Origin of the sequence: Mycobacterium gordonae, from assembly GCF_017086405.1 — a bacterium.
Lineage (GTDB): Bacteria > Actinomycetota > Actinomycetes > Mycobacteriales > Mycobacteriaceae > Mycobacterium > Mycobacterium gordonae_D.
Map to the genome: position 1 here is coordinate 1,290,781 of NZ_CP070973.1, position 15,930 is coordinate 1,306,710.

Sequence of the window (15,930 nt, forward strand, 5' to 3'; positions counted from 1 at the left end):
ATCATGTTGATTCCCCGCAAGGTTAAACACCGCAAGCAACACCACCCGCGTCAACGCGGCATCGCCAGTGGCGGCACGGCGGTGAACTTCGGTGACTACGGTATCCAGGCGCTCGAGCACGCCTACGTCACCAACCGTCAGATCGAGTCCGCTCGTATCGCCATCAACCGGCACATCAAGCGTGGCGGCAAGGTGTGGATCAATATCTTTCCGGACCGCCCGCTGACCAAGAAGCCCGCCGAGACCCGGATGGGTTCGGGTAAGGGTTCGCCGGAGTGGTGGGTGGTCAACGTCAAGCCGGGACGGGTGCTGTTCGAGCTGAGCTACCCGAACGAGCAGATCGCCCGGGCGGCGCTCACCCGAGCGATCCACAAGCTGCCGATCAAGGCACGCATCGTTACCCGAGAGGAGCAGTTCTGATGGCAGTGGGAATTTCCCCTGGCGAACTGCGCGAGCTCACCGACGAGGAGTTGGCCGAGCGCGTCCGCGAGTCCAAGGAAGAGCTGTTCAATCTGCGTTTCCAGATGGCGACCGGTCAGCTCAGCAACAACCGCCGCCTGCGCACGGTGCGTCAGGAGATCGCGCGCGTCTACACGGTGCTGCGTGAACGAGAACTGGGTCTGGCTAGTGGGCCCGATGGGTCCGACGGTAAGGAATCGTGATGGCAGAGGCTAAGAAGGCGGCCCCGAAGGCAGACGCCCCCGCAAAAGACAAGGGCCCCAAGCACACTCCGGCCAACCCCAAACCGCGCGGTCGTCGTAAGACCCGCATCGGCTACGTGGTGAGCGACAAGATGCAGAAGACCATCGTCGTGGAGCTCGAAGACCGCGTGCGGCACCCGCTGTACGGCAAGATCATCCGGACGACGAAGAAGGTCAAGGCCCACGACGAGAACAGCATCGCCGGCATCGGCGACCGCGTCTCGCTGATGGAGACCCGGCCGCTCTCGGCGACCAAGCGCTGGCGCCTGGTGGAAATTCTGGAGAAAGCCAAGTAGGTCCGGCGAGTAGCCGGTCGGCCGCGTCGCGAAACTGCCGGCGGTTCTGGATGCCCCTAGTTTCCCGTGCTTTCACCGACGGTGATGCGATCGATGTGCGCGAAAAAATGCGTCAGCACCGCTTCGGGCGCCTCGAGTTGCGGCCAGTGGCCGATGTCCTCGGCAAGCATGACGACATCGGCCTTGGGAACCACCTCGGCATAACGGCGAGCCATATGGGCGCCGGAATTCGGGTCGATCGGACCATTGATCAATCGTTGCGGAACCGCGGTCTGGCGCATTGCGCGCACCCAGCGGTTCCGGTGGATGTAGCGGTCGTTGATGAAACGGCCCACCTTGTGCATGACCCGTCGGCCGTCGTTGTAGTCCAAGATCTCATTGAAGACGTCCATCATGTGCCGCGTCGGTTTGGTTTTGGGCCCGAACATTTCGCGTAGCGTCGGTTCCAGCAGGCGACGGGACAGACGGCTTCCCTGGAGGTGACTGACGATGTCGCCCAAAGCGGTGCCAGACATCAGCTTCTGCGCCACCCGCGGGGTGTACGATTCGATGAACATGCCTCCGTTGAGCCAGGTAATCGAGTCGATGTTGAAGGCGCCGTAGGACTGCTCACCAAACTCGTAACGGGCCAACAATTCCTGGCCAACAGAGTCCCCGAGGTCGTGGGCCAGAATATGTGCGGTGTTGACGCCCAGGTGCGCGAGGAGCGCTTCGTGCATGTCGGCGTGGTCGTGCACCGCGTATTGGTAGGTACCTGGTTTTTCGGAAAAGCCCATGCCGATCATGTCCGGTGCGATGACCGTGAACCGTTGCACCAGCGCCGGCCAGATCGGTGCCCAGTCAAAGGAATTGAACGGATAACCGTGGATCAGCAGAAGGGGATGTCCGCTGCCTGCAGCGCGATAAAAGATTTTGAATCCTAGGTAGTCGAAGCACTCTCCGGAATCCAGCCAGCGTTTTAGGTCAGCGTCCATCATTGGGAATTGTCCGCATCGGCGCACCTGGCCGCAACCCGGCGATAGCAGGGGCAGCCAGCCTCAAGCCACGGTGAGCGACACGGCGGCCGGCGCAGTCGGTCGTCCCGGTTCGCTGACAGCCGGAGTTCGGTGCCGAAATCTCAGCTGTTTTCTATCTGGCGCGGGTAGTGTGCACGAACGTTCGGATGGTCATTTCAACGGTGAGGCGGCATATGACGGGGTCGGGTCAATCAGGGCAGTTTCAGGGCAAGATTGAACTGGATATTCGCGATTCGGAACCGGACTGGGGTCCCTATGCGGCGCCGACCGCCCCGGAGAATTCCCCCAACATCCTCTACCTTGTATGGGACGACACCGGAATCGCGACCTGGGACTGCTTCGGCGGCCTGGTCGAGATGCCCGCCATGACGCGGATCGCCGAGCGCGGCGTGCGGCTGTCGCAGTTCCACACGACCGCGCTGTGCTCCCCGACCCGGGCGTCGCTGCTGACCGGCCGCAACGCCACTACCGTCGGCATGGCGACCATCGAAGAGTTCACCGACGGCTTTCCCAACTGCAACGGTCGCATCCCTGCCGACACCGCGTTGCTCTCCGAGGTGCTCAACGAGCGCGGCTACAACACCTACTGCGTGGGCAAGTGGCATCTGACGCCGTTGGAGGAGTCCAGCATGGCCGCCACCAAGCGACACTGGCCGACCTCCCGTGGCTTCGAGCGGTTCTACGGGTTCATGGGCGGGGAAACCGACCAGTGGTACCCCGACCTGGTGTACGACAACCATCCGGTGAACCCGCCGGGCACCCCCGAGGATGGGTACCACCTGTCGAAGGATTTGGCGGACAAGACAATTCAGTTCATCCGTGACGCCAAGGTGATCGCGCCCGACAAACCGTGGTTCAGCTACGTCTGCCCCGGCGCGGGCCACGCGCCGCACCATGTCTGGAAGGAATGGGCCGACAAGTACGACGGCGTGTTCGACATGGGCTACGAGAAGTACCGCGAGGTCGCGCTGGAGAAGCAGAAGGCGATGGGGATCGTGCCCCCGGACACCGAGTTGTCGCCGATCAACCCCTATCTCGACGTCAAGGGCCCCAACGGCGAGCCGTGGCCGCTGCAGGACACGGTGCGACCCTGGGATTCGCTCAACGACGAAGAGAAGAAGCTGTTCAGCCGGATGGCCGAGGTGTTCGCCGGCTTTCTGAGTTACACCGATGCCCAGATCGGCCGGATCCTGGACTATCTGGAAGAGTCCGGTCAGCTGGACAACACCATCATCGTGGTCATCTCCGACAACGGTGCCAGTGGCGAAGGCGGCCCGAACGGATCGGTCAACGAAGGCAAGTTCTTCAACGGCTACATCGACACCGTCGAGGAGAGCATGAAGCTCTTCGATCAGCTGGGCGGGCCGCAGACCTACAACCACTACCCGATCGGCTGGGCGATGGCGTTCAACACGCCCTACAAGCTGTTCAAGCGCTACGCCTCGCATGAGGGTGGCATCGCCGATACCGCCATCATCTCCTGGCCGAACGGCATTGCCGCGCACGGTGAGATCCGGGACAACTACGTCAACGTCAGCGACGTCACTCCGACCGTCTACGACCTGCTGGGCATGACGCCGCCGGACACCGTCAAGGGCATCCCGCAGAAGCCGCTGGACGGCGTGAGTTTCAAAGCGGCCCTTGAGGATCCCGGCGCCGATACCGGCAAGACAACCCAGTTCTACACCATGCTGGGCACCCGCGGGATCTGGCATCGGGGATGGTTCGCCAACACCGTGCACGCCGCCACCCCCGCCGGCTGGTCACACTTCGAGGCAGACCGCTGGGAGCTGTTCCACATCGAAGCCGACCGCAGCCAATGCCACGACCTGGCCGCCGAGCGGCCGGACAAGCTCGACGAACTCAAGGCGCTGTGGTTCTCCGAGGCCGAGAAGTACAACGGGCTGCCGCTTTCGGATCTCAACATCCTGGAAACGATGACTCGTTCGCGGCCCTACCTGGTGGGCGAGCGGGACAGCTACGTCTACTACCCCGACTGCGCCGACGTGGGTATCGGCGCCGCCGCGGAGATCCGCGGCCGGTCCTTCGCCGTGCTCGCCGACGTGACGGTGGAGACCACCGGCGCCGAAGGGGTGCTCTACAAGCAGGGCGGCGCACATGGCGGACATGTGCTGTTCATCCAGGACGGCCGCTTGCAGTACGTCTACAACTTCCTCGGCGAACGTCATCAGCATATCCAGTCCCACGCCCCGATCCCGTTGGGGCGCCACCTGTTCGGGGTTCGGTACGAGCGCACCGGAACCGTTCCCAACAGCCACACCCCGATCGGAAGCGTGACGCTGTACTTCGACGAGCACCCCGTCGGCACGCTGCCCGACGTGGTCACCCACCCGGGCACATTCGGGCTGGCCGGTGCTGGGATCACCGTAGGCCGCAATGGCGGTTCGGCGGTGTCCAACAAGTACAAGGCGCCGTTCCTGCTCACCGGCGCTTCGGTCGTCCAGGTCACCATGGACCTCTCCGGCCGGCCTTATGAAGACGTGGAAAAAGCGCTCGCCCTTGCTTTTTCGCGTGACTGAAGTGTTCGTGAAACGCGCTCTCCCGCGCCTGGCCGGCCTGGCCTGCCTGTTGGGTGCGCTGACCGGTTGTGACACGTACGGTGGCGGATCCGCCGCTCCCGGGGAGCATCCGGATCCTGCCGAACCGGTGCCCGGCATCGCGCCCACGCACCCGGACCGCATCCCGCCGAACGCGTTGTCCTGTCTGGTTGCGCCGACCGGCGACGGTGACCCGACTCCGGCCACAGTGGCCGATCCGGAAGCGCCGCGGATCACGATCACGGTGCCGCGCGGATGGACGTCGGCTCCGGGCGCCGGTGACACCGCGCTGACGTCGAGTGGACCCGAGACGCTGTCCGCGACGGTGACCATCGCCGCAACCGGCCTGACGCCGGAGAGCGCGTTTCTGCGGCACACCTCAATGGTCGGCGGCGGCATGCCGCGACTGAAGTTCTCCGTCACCGGTTCACCGTTCTGCGGCTACAGCAGCCAGCAACTCACCGGCACCCTGCAGGGGCCGTCCGGCGGCATCGACTTCGCCGATCGGATCACCCACATCTGGACCAACACCAAGCAGTACCTGGTGACCATTCACGTGCAGGCCAACTCCGGCACGCCCGGGTTCAAGGAGGCGAGATCCGCATTGACGCAGGATTTCGCGGTCGTCATACCCTGAAGTCGTGTTGACGGAGCTGGTCGAACTTCCCGGTGGATCGTTCCGCATGGGGTCGACGAGCTTTTACCCGGAAGAAGCCCCTGTCCACACCGTGACCGTCGCCCCCTTCGCGGTGGAGCGGCACCCGGTGACCAACGCGCAGTTCGCTGAATTCGTCGCCGCCACAGGCTATGTGACGGTAGCCGAGCGGCCACTCGACCCCGCGCTGTATCCGGGCGCCAACCCCGCCGACCTGGTGCCGGGAGCGATGGTGTTCCGGCCGACGGCGGGGCCGGTCGATCTTCGCGACTGGCGGCAGTGGTGGGACTGGGCACCGGAGGCCAGCTGGCTCCGGCCGTTCGGGTCAGGCAGCGACCTCATGGTCTTAGGCGACCGGGACGAGCACCCCGTCGTGCAGGTGGCCTATCCCGACGCGGCGGCCTACGCGCGCTGGGCGGGGCGGCGGCTGCCCACGGAGGCCGAATGGGAATACGCCGCCCGCGGCGGGGCAACGGGGACCTACGCCTGGGGGGATGAAGAAAAGCCGGGCGGCCGGCCGATGGCCAACACGTGGCAGGGCCGGTTTCCGTATCTCAACGAGGGTGCGCGGGGCTGGATCGGTACCTCGCCGGTGGGGGCGTTCCCGGCCAACGGCTTCGGGCTTGTCGACATGATCGGCAACGTCTGGGAGTGGACCACGACCGAGTTCAGTGCGCACCACCGAATCACCCAGCCGCCCAAGGCATGCTGCACGCCGACCGGCCCGCCGGACCCGACGGTGAGTCAGACTCTCAAGGGCGGATCGCACCTGTGCGCGCCGGAGTACTGCCACCGCTACCGGCCGGCGGCGCGCTCGCCGCAATCGCAGGACACCGCGACCACCCATATCGGTTTCCGTTGTGTGGTCGACCTGCCGAACAAAGAAAGTTTCGCTAAATAAGTTCGTGTATGTGTCGCTCTGCGTGTTGTCGCCGGTTAATGTGTGACGAGTTTCACCTCATTACGCCCGTGCTGTCACCGAAAGGCCGCGACCGATGAGCCATCAGGCCCCGCCGCCCGCACCTCCGGCACCGCCCCCGTCCTCGCCGCCGCCGCCGAAATCGTCGTCGCGGGGCAGGCGCATCCTGATCGACATAGGCGTGATACTCGCCGTCGTCGTGGTCTATGTGCTCTCGCTGGTCGGCGTGCACCTGTTGGCGACCTCCGCCGAGCCGCTGGCCGAGCCGGACTTCGGCACCACCGAGGACACCGTGGTGCAGGTGAAGGTCGAGGAGTTGGACACGGTCAACAACCGCCTCAAGGTGAGTGTGCTGGTCATTCCCGAGGATGCAAAGTTCGACAAGAAGTTTCACGTGTTGACCCAGGATCTGGCCGTGCGGATATACCCGGAGAACGACCTGGGTGACCTGCAGTACCCGATCGGCAAGTCGCCGGCACAACAGGCCACCTATCTGGATGCGGAGGGTGACCCGGCCAACTGGCCCTTCGACTCCTACAGCACGGGAACCATTTCCGCGCAGGTGTTCGGGGGAAGCGGGGAGAACCGCTCGGTAGAGGACGCCCGTGTCGAGGTGACCGGATCTGTCGGGGGCTGGGACGTGAGCGTGCAACGTGTCGGCGAATCCACCCAGAGTTCGCCCCGGCCGGACAACGTGATCATCACCTTGCACCGGTCCAAGAGCACGCTGATCTTCGACCTCGGCATCGTGCTGGTGCTGGTCGCTCTGCCCGCGCTGGCGCTGTGGGTGTCCATCCCCATGGCGTTGGGCAAGAAGAAGTTCCTGCCGCCGTTTGTCTCGTGGTTCGCCGCCATGCTGTTCGCGGTGGTTCCGTTGCGCAACATCTTCCCGGGGAAGCCGCCGGAAGGATCCTGGGTCGACCAGGCCATCACGCTATGGGTACTGCTCGCATTGATCGTCGCGATGACCCTGTTCATCCTGGCGTACCGAAAACAGTCGGACTGAACCCGGCGGCCGCACGGGTCATTCCGCCTGCAGTGAGCCACCCACTCCGCCGATCGCGTCGACGGCTTCGGACACCCGCGCCTGGAATCCCGGCGGCAGTGGAATGTAGCCCAACCTGTTCACATCGACCTGGCCCGGCCCGATCGCGGCCTGCAGGAACGCCTTGACCGCCCGCGCCACTTCGGGTGTCGGGTACTTGGAGCAGACGATCTCATAGGTGGCCAGGACGATCGGGTAGACGTCGGGTTGGGCTGGGTTGTAGAACGACGAGATATCGAGCACGAGGTTGTTGCCCGCGCCGACGATCTTTGCGCCGCTGATGGTCTTTCCGACGGTGTCCGTGCCGATCCGCACCGGCCGCAGCGACCGGCGGCTTGCGGGTGTCTTGATCTCGGCGGCGTAAAGCCCTTGCTCGAGCGCGAAGGACAATTCGTTGTAGCTGATCGCGCCTTCGGTGGATTTGACCAACTCCGCGGTGCCCTTGTTGCCGACCGCGCCGACACCGACGCCGCCGTGGAAAGCCTTGCCGGTGCCTTGCTTCCACGCCCCGGCGGACGCGGCGTGCAGGTAGGACTGGAAGTTGTCGGTGGTGCCCGAGGCGTCGCTGCGGTAAACGACGCGGATGTCTTCGGCCGGCATGGAGGCGTTCAGCGCGGTCAGTGCAGGGTCGTCCCAGCGCGTGATGGTGCCGTTGAAGATCTTGGCGAGCGTGGGCCCGTCGATCACCAGCGTGTCCACGTTAGCGAGGTTGTAGGTGATGGCCAGCGGACCGAACACGACGGGCAGGTTCCATGCGTCGACCCCGCCGCACCGCTCTTTGGCGGCGGCGGACTGCTCGCCCGACAGGGGTGTGTCCGATCCGGCCAAATCGGTTTTACCGGACAAGAACTCGTTGATGCCGGCACCCGAGCCGATGGCGTTGTAGGTGAGTGTCTGTTGGTTGCAGGCGTTGTGGTAGGCGTCGATGAAGCGCCTCATCGCATGCGCCTGTGCGGTCGATCCGCTGGCCACCAGGGTCTGTTTGCCGCCGCATTCCACCTTCGCGCCCCTGACATAGGGGAGGGTGGCCTGGGCGGTGGTGCACGCCGAGAGCAGCAGCGCACCCGTGGCCAGCACGCCGATGGCAACGGCAGGTCGGTCGCGCTTCATGACGGCCCCCTTCACAACGGCACACCGACATTTAGAACCGCCGGAATCGGACTGCAGGCAAACACCCGATGAACCCGACGGCATACCTTGGTGAACGTCTCGTGCGCCGTCCCGCGCCGCGAATTGACCGGAGGATTGCCGCCAGATGTATTGCGGGTGAAGCAAATTGGATCGAGGCGCGCGGGCCCGGGGAGTTCGCTAGCATCTGACGTCGTGTCGTCCCGGAAGCGATGGAGGCCACTGTGGCAAGCGGAGGTGTGCGGTGACCACCGAAGCTCCACCCACCCCGGCCGCGGATAAGCCCCGGCCGCCGGCGGAGAAGCCGCACAAGAAGAAGAAAAAGCCGGCGACGAAAAAACCGGAGAAGCCGCGCATCCTGGTCGGCATCATCATCCTGACGGTCATCGTGATCTTCTATGTGTTGTCGTTGGTCGGCGTTCACGTCCTGCAGAGGTCAGAGGGCCCGCTTCCCCCGCTGGACCTGAGCCAGGGCGGCGGCGATGCGACGATCGTCCAGCTGCGCCTTGAGGAGCTCAAGCCGGTCGCCAACCGCCTAACGGTGGATGTGCTTGTCTATCCCAGCATTTCGTCGTACGACAACCGATTCGATGTGCTGGGCACCGACGTGGCCGTACGCCTCTATCCCACCAGTGACCTCGGCGACCTGCACTACCCGAAAGGCAAAGCCCCGGCCCAACTCAGCACCACCGTGGAAGCCCACGGTGATCCCGGCAACTGGCCGTTCGATTCCTATCGCACCGAACCGATCGCGGCCGATGCGTTCGTCGGGCCCGGCGACAATCTCAAGAAGGTCCCGGCTCGGGTGGAGGTGACCGGAGCGCTCGACGGTTGGGCGATCAGCGTCAACCGCGTGCACGACCCCGCCGCGCTTCCCACATCACGCGCCACGGACAACGGAAACGTGGTCATCACCTTCAAGAGGGCGAAGGGTCCGCTGATCTTCGATCTGGGCATCTGCCTGGTGCTCATCGCCCTGCCCACCCTGGCGCTGTTGGTGGCGGTGCCGATGGCATTGGGCAGACGCAAGTTTCTGCCGCCGTTCGCAACCTGGTACGCCGCGAACCTGTTCGCCATCGTCCCCCTGCGCAACATCCTTCCGGGCGCGCCTCCGCCCGGCTCATGGATCGACCAGGCGATCGTCCAGTGGGTGTTGATCGCGCTGGTGACGGCGATGAGCCTGTACATCGTGGCTTGGGTCCGGCAGGGGGACTGATCTACCATCTGACCTCGTGCCGCCCGACGCTCCGCCGCCCGAGCCGGGAGCTCCCCAGCACAAGCACATGTCGGTGCGCAAGCACCTGCTGCTCGACTCGTCGATCCTGATCGGTTTCGCCGCCGTCTACATCTTCACTCTTCTCAACTACCAGTGGCTGGCCCCGCACCCGCTGCCCAAGGTGGATCTGCGATCCCCCAAGGACACCGTGGTGAAGGTGCACATCGACGGCATGCAGACCAAAGAGAACATGCTCGACGTGACGCTGGTGCTGAAGCCGGACGAGGCGATCGTCGACAAGAAGACGGGTCGGCTGAACGCCGACACGGCGGTCCGCTTCCCGATGCAGGACGACATGGGAGAGGTGCGCTACGACCTGGGCAGCGCGCCGGAACCGAAAGACACCACCATTGAGGCCCGGGGTGAGCCGCGTAACTGGCCCCTGGACACCTACACCACCGACCCGATCCGAGCGGAGTGGCTGGTCGGAGCGGGCGACAGCAGCCACTACGAGGCGGCCAAGATCGAGGTGGACGGATCGGCGGACGGCTTCGACATCGACGTCGCGCGGGTCGAGGACAGCCCCAACGACGTCGTCATCACCCTGAAGCGGACTCGGGCGCAGCGAATTTTCGACATCGGTATCTGCCTGGTACTCATCACCCTGCCGGCGGTGGCGATGTTCGTCGCCATCCAGATGGTCACGCGCCGGCGGCCGTTCCTGCCGCCGTTCGGAACGTGGTACGCCGCGATGCTGTTTGCCGTGGTGCCGTTGCGCAACTTCCTGCCGGGCTCGCCACCGACGGGCGCCTGGATCGACCAGGGCCTGGTGATCTGGGTGCTGCTGGGCCTGGCCGCCGCGATGGTGATCTACATCGTGGCGTGGTACCGAGATCGCGCTTGAGGCCCGGCGGCAAGGAACTCCAGGCTTGGAAGCCGCGGTTGCTGCCGCCGTGTTAACGCAGGTGACGCATAATGTTACGGGTGCGTAGCGCGTGGTAACAAAGGCTGATAGCAAACAAATGAATTGCTAATCTGCCGCAGTGACAGTGCATAGGGAGCTGGCCCTGCCGGTGGGCCCTCGACCCGAGTTCGACCTGGATGAGTCGTTCGCCATGCCCGCGCACAGCCCCGACGATGCCGCGCTTCGGCGGCGGCGCCGCCACCTCATCCTGGACGTCTCCGTCGTCGTCAGCGTTGTCGTCGTCTACCTGCTGTCGCTGTTCGGGTACCACCTGCTGGCCACCTCGCCGGGGCCGCTGCCCGAGCCGGACATGACGACCACCGACAACAGCGTCGTCCTGGTGCGGATCGAGCAATTGCATGCCGTCGAGCATCGGCTGGACGTCAAAGTGCTTGTCAAACCTGATGATTCGATGGTCGACCCGCGCCTGCACGTGCTGAACACCGATACCTCCGTGCGGTTCTTCCCGCAGAACGACCTGGGTGATCTGCAGTACCCGATGGGCAAGTTGCCGGCGCAGGTGGCCACCACCATCCCAGCGCACGGTGAACCCGGCGACTGGCCGTTCGACACCTATACCACCGACACGATCCAGGCCGATGTGCTCGTCGGCACCGGCGACGGCCGTCAGTACAAGCCGGCCCGGGTGGAAGTGACCGGCGTTTTGGAAGGGTGGGACGTCTCCGCCTCCCGCGTCGGGCGGGACAGCCACGACCCCAACCGCCCGGACAACGTGATCATCACCATCAAGCGGGCCAAGGGGCCGCTCGTCTTCGACCTGGGGATCTGCCTGGTGCTGGTCGCATTGCCGACGCTGGCCCTATTCGTGGCCATTCAGATGCTGACCGGTCGTCGGAAGTTTCTGCCGCCTTTTTCCACCTGGTATGCCGCGATGCTGTTCGCGGTCGTGCCGTTGCGCAACATCCTGCCCGGTTCCCCGCCCGCCGGTTCGTGGGTAGACCAGGCCGTGGTGATCTGGGTGCTGATCGGCCTCGCGACCGCGCTGATCCTCTACATCCTGGCCTGGCACCGGCAAGGGGACTGACGCGAATTTGGTGCTGCGCTGGGTGTCCCCTAGACTCTAGGGGTTGCCTTGGGCAGACCTCGGCTGGCTCGTGCGAAGCGGGAGTCAGCCCCGCGTGCCTTTCGGTGACAAACAGTTTTTCAAGACCGCGCACGTCAGGTGCTCATTGAGCTTGCGTTTCGCCTGCCGCGCACACGTCCACCAGGTCAGGAGATCGAGTGATTCAGCAGGAATCGCGGCTGAAGGTCGCCGACAACACCGGCGCCAAGGAGATCTTGTGCATCCGCGTGCTCGGCGGCTCGTCGCGACGCTATGCCGGCATCGGCGACATCATCGTCGCCACGGTGAAAGACGCCATCCCGGGCGGCAACGTCAAACGGGGTGATGTCGTGAAGGCCGTCGTGGTGCGCACCGTCAAGGAGCGCAGGCGCCCGGACGGCAGCTACATCAAGTTCGACGAGAACGCCGCGGTGATCATCAAGCCCGACAACGACCCGCGCGGCACCCGCATCTTCGGACCGGTGGGCCGTGAGTTGCGGGAGAAGAAGTTCATGAAGATCATCTCGCTCGCCCCGGAGGTGTTGTAAGTGAAGGTCCACAAAGGCGACACCGTGCTGGTCATCGCCGGCAAAGATAAAGGGGCCAAGGGCAAGGTGATCCAGGCCTACCCGGACCGCAACAGGGTGTTGGTCGAAGGCGTCAACCGGATCAAGAAGCACACGGCGATCTCGACCAATCAGCGCGGCGCGCGCTCGGGTGGCATCGTCACCCAGGAAGCGCCGATCCACGTGTCCAACGTGATGGTCGTCGACTCCGACGGCAAGCCCACCCGCATCGGTTACCGCGTGGACGAAGAGACCGGCAAGCGGGTCCGCATCTCCAAGCGCAACGGCAAGGACATCTGACGATGACTACTGCAGAGAAGACGCAGCCGCGCCTGAAAGAGCGGTATCGCAACGAAATCCGCGACGCCCTGCACAAGCAGTTCGGCTATCGCAACGTCATGCAGATCCCCACGGTGACCAAGGTTGTGGTCAACATGGGAGTAGGCGAGGCGGCTCGCGACGCCAAGTTGATCAACGGCGCCGTCAACGACCTGTCGCTGATCACCGGACAGCGGCCGGAGATCCGCAAGGCGCGCAAGTCGATCGCGCAGTTCAAGTTGCGCGAGGGCATGCCGATCGGCGCGCGGGTCACCCTGCGCGGCGACCGGATGTGGGAGTTCCTGGACCGGCTCACCTCGATCGCGCTGCCCCGTATCCGTGACTTCCGTGGGTTGTCACCCAAGCAGTTCGACGGTGTCGGCAACTACACCTTCGGCCTCGCCGAGCAGTCGGTGTTCCACGAGATCGACGTGGACAAGATCGACCGGGTCCGCGGCATGGACATCAGCGTCGTCACCTCGGCGACGACCGACGACGAAGGACGAGCGCTGTTGCGGGCCCTCGGCTTTCCCTTCAAGGAGAACTGAGCAGATGGCGAAGAAGGCACTGGTCAATAAAGCCAACCGCAAGCCGAAGTTCGCGGTGCGCGGCTACACACGCTGCAGCAAGTGCGGCCGTCCGCGTGCGGTGTTCCGCAAGTTCGGGCTGTGCCGGATCTGCTTGCGCGAGATGGCGCATGCGGGCGAGTTGCCCGGCGTGCAGAAGAGCAGTTGGTGACAGGACACAGGGACTAAACCATGACGATGACGGATCCGATCGCAGACTTCTTGACGCGTCTGCGCAACGCCAACTCGGCCTACCACGACGAAGTGACCTTGCCGCACTCCAAGATCAAGGCCAACATCGCCCAGATCCTCAAGAGCGAGGGTTACATCACCGACTTCCGCACCGAGGATGCCCGGGTCGGTAAGTCGCTGGTCGTGCAGCTCAAGTACGGGCCCAGCCGGGAGCGCAGCATCGCGGGCCTGAAGCGGGTGTCCAAGCCCGGCTTGCGGGTGTACGCGAAGTCCACCAATCTGCCGCGGGTGCTGGGAGGCCTTGGCGTCGCGATCATTTCGACGTCGTCCGGTCTGCTCACCGACCGTCAGGCAGCCAGACAGGGCGTGGGCGGCGAAGTCCTCGCTTATGTCTGGTAGGGGCCTGGAAGAGCAGGGCGAGAGGAACTCAAACGATGTCGCGTATTGGTAAGCAACCGGTTCCGGTTCCCGCCGGAGTCGACGTAACGATCGAGGGTCAGAACGTCTCGGTGAAGGGCCCCAAGGGCACCCTGGAACTGACCGTGGCCGAGCCGATCACGGTGTCCCGCAACGACGATGGCGCCATCGTGGTTGCCCGTCCGAACGACGAGCGGCAAAACCGTTCGCTGCACGGGCTGTCGCGCACCCTGGTGGCCAACCTGGTCACGGGTGTGACGGAGGGTTACACCACCAAGATGGAGATCTACGGGGTGGGTTACCGCGTGCAGCTCAAGGGCAGCAACCTGGAGTTCGCGCTCGGCTACAGCCACCCGGTGGTGATCGAGGCACCGGACGGCATCACGTTTGCCGTGCAGGCTCCGACGAAATTCACGGTCACTGGGATCGACAAGCAGAAGGTCGGCCAGATCTCGGCGAACATCCGCCGTCTGCGCCGCCCCGACCCGTACAAGGGTAAGGGCGTGCGTTACGAGGGTGAGCAGATCCGCCGCAAGGTCGGAAAGACAGGTAAGTAGTCATGGCGCAATCACAGGCTGAAGCGCAGAAGCCCGTGGGGCAGAGCGTATCCGCGACCCGCCGGGTCTCGCGGATACGCCGGCACGCACGGCTGCGCAAGAAGATCTCCGGCACCGCCGAACGTCCCCGGCTGGTGGTCAACCGGTCGTCTCGGCACATTCACGTGCAGTTGGTGAATGACCTGAACGGCACCACCGTGGCCGCGGCTTCGTCGATCGAAGCCGACGTGCGCGGTTTGGATGGGGACAAGAAGGCCCGTAGCGTGCGGGTTGGGCAGCTGATCGCCGAGCGGGCCAAGGCTGCCGGCGTCGACTCCGTGGTCTTCGACCGCGGCGGGTACACCTACGGCGGACGGATTGCGGCATTGGCCGATGCTGCCCGCGAGAACGGATTGCAATTCTGATGAGCAGCATCAGCCTGATGAACGGAAGGACCGCATAATGGCGGAACAGTCCGCTGGGGGGCAGGGCCCCGACAGCCGCGACGGCCGCGACGGTCGTGACGGACGGGGCCGCCGCGACGGTGGCGGTCGTGGCGGTCGCGACCGCGACCGGGACGGCGACAAGAGCAACTACCTGGAGCGGGTCGTCGCGATCAACCGCGTGTCCAAGGTGGTCAAGGGTGGTCGGCGATTCAGCTTTACCGCTCTGGTCATCGTCGGTGACGGCAACGGCATGGTCGGCGTCGGTTATGGCAAGGCTAAAGAGGTTCCGGCCGCGATCGCCAAGGGCGTCGAGGAGGCGCGCAAGGGCTTCTTCCGGGTGCCGCTGATCCGCGGGACCATCACACACCCGGTACAGGGCGAGGCCGCCGCCGGCGTCGTGTTGCTGCGCCCGGCTAGCCCGGGTACCGGTGTCATCGCCGGTGGTGCGGCGCGTGCGGTGCTGGAATGCGCTGGCGTGCACGACATCCTGGCCAAGTCGCTGGGTAGCGACAACGCGATCAACGTGGTGCACGCGACCGTAGCCGCGTTGAAGATGTTGCAGCGTCCCGAAGAGGTCGCCGCTCGCCGCGGCCTGCCCATCGAGGACGTCGCCCCGGCCGGCATGCTCAAGGCCCGTCGCGAAAGTGACGCGCTGGCCGCCGCCGCGGCGCGGGAGGGAACGGCACAATGAGCCAGTTGAAGATCACCCAGGTGCGCAGCACGATCGGTGCGCGCTGGAAGCAGCGCGAGAGCCTGCGCACGCTGGGTCTGCGCAAGATTCGCCACTCGGTGATCCGCGAAGACAACCCGCAGACCCGCGGGTTGATCGCCGTGGTGAACCACCTGGTTGAGGTGGAGTCGGCGCCCGAAGGGAAGACACAGTGACTATCAAGCTGCACGACCTGCGGCCTGCGCCCGGGTCCAAGACCGCACGCACCCGAGTCGGCCGCGGTGAGGGGTCCAAGGGCAAGACGGCCGGCCGCGGCACCAAGGGTACGAAGGCCCGCAAGAACGTTCCGGCGACCTTCGAGGGTGGGCAGATGCCCATCCACATGCGGCTGCCCAAGCTGAAGGGCTTTCGCAACCGGTTCCGCACCGAGTACCAGGTCGTCAACGTCGCCGATATCAACCGGTTGTTCCCCGAGGGCGGCACGGTCGGCATCGACGAGTTGGTGGCCAAGGGCGCGGTTCGCAAGAACGTGTTGGTCAAGGTGCTCGGCGACGGCAAGCTGACCGTCAACGTCGATGTGACCGCGCACAAGTTCAGCGGTAGCGCGCGGGAGAAGATCACCGCGGCCGGCGGCAGCGCCACCGAGCTGTAGTATCGC

22 protein-coding genes are annotated in these 15,930 nt (G+C 64.9%); 20 read left to right on the forward strand and 2 right to left on the reverse strand.

Annotated elements, in window-relative coordinates; genetic code table 11:
* Positions 1-3: 3 nt before the first annotated feature.
* Genes rplP through rpsQ form a run of 3 tightly spaced genes read left to right on the forward strand, consistent with a single transcriptional unit; the run spans position 4 to position 997 of the window.
* Complete coding sequence (gene rplP / locus JX552_RS05655; RefSeq protein ID WP_055576361.1) at positions 4-420, forward strand: 50S ribosomal protein L16; 417 nt, start codon at positions 4-6, stop codon at positions 418-420.
* Positions 420-662, forward strand: a complete 243-nt coding sequence (rpmC, locus tag JX552_RS05660) for a 50S ribosomal protein L29 (RefSeq protein WP_205876465.1) — start codon at positions 420-422, stop codon at positions 660-662. Before rplP ends, rpmC begins: the two co-directional genes overlap by 1 nt.
* A complete protein-coding gene (rpsQ, locus tag JX552_RS05665; protein WP_205876466.1) occupies positions 662-997 on the forward strand; it encodes a 30S ribosomal protein S17 in 336 nt (111 codons plus the stop codon). The genes rpmC and rpsQ overlap by 1 nt, the downstream gene beginning before the upstream one ends.
* 56 nt (positions 998-1,053) lie before the next feature.
* Here the strand turns inward: rpsQ and JX552_RS05670 are convergent, their stop codons facing one another.
* Positions 1,054-1,971 carry an alpha/beta fold hydrolase gene (locus JX552_RS05670; RefSeq protein ID WP_205876467.1) on the reverse strand — a complete coding sequence of 306 codons (918 nt, stop codon included), beginning with the start codon at positions 1,969-1,971 and terminating at the stop codon, positions 1,054-1,056.
* Between the two features lie 215 nt (positions 1,972-2,186).
* Here JX552_RS05670 and JX552_RS05675 point away from each other — a divergent pair, with 215 nt between their 5' ends.
* From JX552_RS05675 to JX552_RS05690, 4 genes are all read left to right on the forward strand, one after another.
* Complete coding sequence (locus tag JX552_RS05675; RefSeq protein ID WP_205876468.1) at positions 2,187-4,553, forward strand: arylsulfatase; 2,367 nt, start codon at positions 2,187-2,189, stop codon at positions 4,551-4,553.
* Positions 4,546-5,208: a hypothetical protein gene (locus JX552_RS31855; protein ID WP_241010888.1), complete on the forward strand. Its 663-nt coding sequence runs from the start codon at positions 4,546-4,548 to the stop codon at positions 5,206-5,208. The genes JX552_RS05675 and JX552_RS31855 overlap by 8 nt, the downstream gene beginning before the upstream one ends.
* A gap of 4 nt (positions 5,209-5,212) precedes the next feature.
* Positions 5,213-6,127, forward strand: a complete 915-nt coding sequence (locus tag JX552_RS05685) for a formylglycine-generating enzyme family protein (RefSeq protein ID WP_205876469.1) — start codon at positions 5,213-5,215, stop codon at positions 6,125-6,127.
* 217 nt (positions 6,128-6,344) lie between these two features.
* Entirely contained in the window at positions 6,345-7,151 is an 807-nt protein-coding gene (locus JX552_RS05690) for a DUF4436 domain-containing protein (protein ID WP_241010889.1), read from the forward strand.
* An 18-nt stretch (positions 7,152-7,169) separates the two neighbouring features.
* Here JX552_RS05690 and pstS read toward each other — a convergent pair whose 3' ends face one another.
* Complete coding sequence (gene pstS / locus JX552_RS05695) at positions 7,170-8,300, reverse strand: phosphate ABC transporter substrate-binding protein PstS (RefSeq protein ID WP_205876471.1); 1,131 nt, start codon at positions 8,298-8,300, stop codon at positions 7,170-7,172.
* Between the two features lie 262 nt (positions 8,301-8,562).
* Between pstS and JX552_RS05700 the strand changes: the two genes are divergently transcribed.
* The 13 genes from JX552_RS05700 to rplO all read left to right on the forward strand — a co-directional run bounded on the left by JX552_RS05700 (position 8,563) and on the right by rplO (position 15,924).
* Positions 8,563-9,534, forward strand: a complete 972-nt coding sequence (locus tag JX552_RS05700) for a DUF4436 domain-containing protein (protein WP_205876472.1) — start codon at positions 8,563-8,565, stop codon at positions 9,532-9,534.
* Positions 9,535-9,550: 16 nt separating this feature from the next.
* Positions 9,551-10,438, forward strand: coding sequence for a DUF4436 domain-containing protein (locus JX552_RS05705; RefSeq protein WP_205876473.1), 888 nt, complete (start codon positions 9,551-9,553; stop codon positions 10,436-10,438).
* A gap of 211 nt (positions 10,439-10,649) precedes the next feature.
* Positions 10,650-11,543, forward strand: coding sequence for a DUF4436 domain-containing protein (locus tag JX552_RS05710; protein ID WP_205878258.1), 894 nt, complete (start codon positions 10,650-10,652; stop codon positions 11,541-11,543).
* A gap of 197 nt (positions 11,544-11,740) precedes the next feature.
* A complete protein-coding gene (gene rplN, locus JX552_RS05715; protein WP_055580336.1) occupies positions 11,741-12,109 on the forward strand; it encodes a 50S ribosomal protein L14 in 369 nt (122 codons plus the stop codon).
* Positions 12,110-12,427, forward strand: coding sequence for a 50S ribosomal protein L24 (gene rplX, locus JX552_RS05720; RefSeq protein ID WP_055580335.1), 318 nt, complete (start codon positions 12,110-12,112; stop codon positions 12,425-12,427).
* A gap of 2 nt (positions 12,428-12,429) precedes the next feature.
* Positions 12,430-12,993, forward strand: coding sequence for a 50S ribosomal protein L5 (gene rplE / locus JX552_RS05725; protein ID WP_205876474.1), 564 nt, complete (start codon positions 12,430-12,432; stop codon positions 12,991-12,993).
* Positions 12,994-12,997: 4 nt separating this feature from the next.
* The gene (locus JX552_RS05730) at positions 12,998-13,183 is read left to right on the forward strand and encodes a type Z 30S ribosomal protein S14 (protein ID WP_055580333.1); all 186 of its coding nucleotides are present in this window, start codon (positions 12,998-13,000) and stop codon (positions 13,181-13,183) included.
* Positions 13,184-13,203: 20 nt separating this feature from the next.
* Positions 13,204-13,602 carry a 30S ribosomal protein S8 gene (gene rpsH, locus JX552_RS05735; RefSeq protein WP_065137374.1) on the forward strand — a complete coding sequence of 133 codons (399 nt, stop codon included), beginning with the start codon at positions 13,204-13,206 and terminating at the stop codon, positions 13,600-13,602.
* Positions 13,603-13,637: 35 nt separating this feature from the next.
* Positions 13,638-14,177, forward strand: coding sequence for a 50S ribosomal protein L6 (gene rplF, locus JX552_RS05740; protein WP_205876475.1), 540 nt, complete (start codon positions 13,638-13,640; stop codon positions 14,175-14,177).
* A gap of 35 nt (positions 14,178-14,212) precedes the next feature.
* On the forward strand, positions 14,213-14,581 hold the full coding sequence (rplR, locus tag JX552_RS05745; protein ID WP_205878259.1) for a 50S ribosomal protein L18: 369 nt from the start codon (positions 14,213-14,215) through the stop codon (positions 14,579-14,581).
* Positions 14,582-14,618: 37 nt separating this feature from the next.
* On the forward strand, positions 14,619-15,293 hold the full coding sequence (rpsE, locus tag JX552_RS05750; RefSeq protein ID WP_205876476.1) for a 30S ribosomal protein S5: 675 nt from the start codon (positions 14,619-14,621) through the stop codon (positions 15,291-15,293).
* Positions 15,290-15,487 carry a 50S ribosomal protein L30 gene (gene rpmD, locus JX552_RS05755; RefSeq protein ID WP_055580328.1) on the forward strand — a complete coding sequence of 66 codons (198 nt, stop codon included), beginning with the start codon at positions 15,290-15,292 and terminating at the stop codon, positions 15,485-15,487. Before rpsE ends, rpmD begins: the two co-directional genes overlap by 4 nt.
* Entirely contained in the window at positions 15,484-15,924 is a 441-nt protein-coding gene (gene rplO, locus JX552_RS05760) for a 50S ribosomal protein L15 (protein WP_205876477.1), read from the forward strand. The genes rpmD and rplO overlap by 4 nt, the downstream gene beginning before the upstream one ends.
* Positions 15,925-15,930 lie beyond the last annotated feature (6 nt).

Excerpts from the sequence above, each read along its gene's own strand:
- JX552_RS05675 (WP_205876468.1), top strand. The coding sequence starts at position 2,187 with ATGACGGGGTCGGGTCAATCAGGGCAGTTTCAGGGCAAGATTGAACTG.
- rpmD (WP_055580328.1), top strand. The coding sequence starts at position 15,290 with ATGAGCCAGTTGAAGATCACCCAGGTGCGCAGCACGATCGGTGCGCGC.
- rpsH (WP_065137374.1), top strand. The coding sequence starts at position 13,204 with ATGACGATGACGGATCCGATCGCAGACTTCTTGACGCGTCTGCGCAAC.
- rplP (WP_055576361.1), top strand. The coding sequence starts at position 4 with ATGTTGATTCCCCGCAAGGTTAAACACCGCAAGCAACACCACCCGCGT.
- rpsE (WP_205876476.1), top strand. The coding sequence starts at position 14,619 with ATGGCGGAACAGTCCGCTGGGGGGCAGGGCCCCGACAGCCGCGACGGC.
- JX552_RS05710 (WP_205878258.1), top strand. The coding sequence starts at position 10,650 with ATGCCCGCGCACAGCCCCGACGATGCCGCGCTTCGGCGGCGGCGCCGC.
- pstS (WP_205876471.1), bottom strand. The coding sequence starts at position 8,300 with ATGAAGCGCGACCGACCTGCCGTTGCCATCGGCGTGCTGGCCACGGGT.
- rpmC (WP_205876465.1), top strand. The coding sequence starts at position 420 with ATGGCAGTGGGAATTTCCCCTGGCGAACTGCGCGAGCTCACCGACGAG.
- rplF (WP_205876475.1), top strand. The coding sequence starts at position 13,638 with ATGTCGCGTATTGGTAAGCAACCGGTTCCGGTTCCCGCCGGAGTCGAC.
- JX552_RS05670 (WP_205876467.1), bottom strand. The coding sequence starts at position 1,971 with ATGGACGCTGACCTAAAACGCTGGCTGGATTCCGGAGAGTGCTTCGAC.
- rpsQ (WP_205876466.1), top strand. The coding sequence starts at position 662 with ATGGCAGAGGCTAAGAAGGCGGCCCCGAAGGCAGACGCCCCCGCAAAA.
- rplE (WP_205876474.1), top strand. The coding sequence starts at position 12,430 with ATGACTACTGCAGAGAAGACGCAGCCGCGCCTGAAAGAGCGGTATCGC.
- JX552_RS05730 (WP_055580333.1), top strand. The coding sequence starts at position 12,998 with ATGGCGAAGAAGGCACTGGTCAATAAAGCCAACCGCAAGCCGAAGTTC.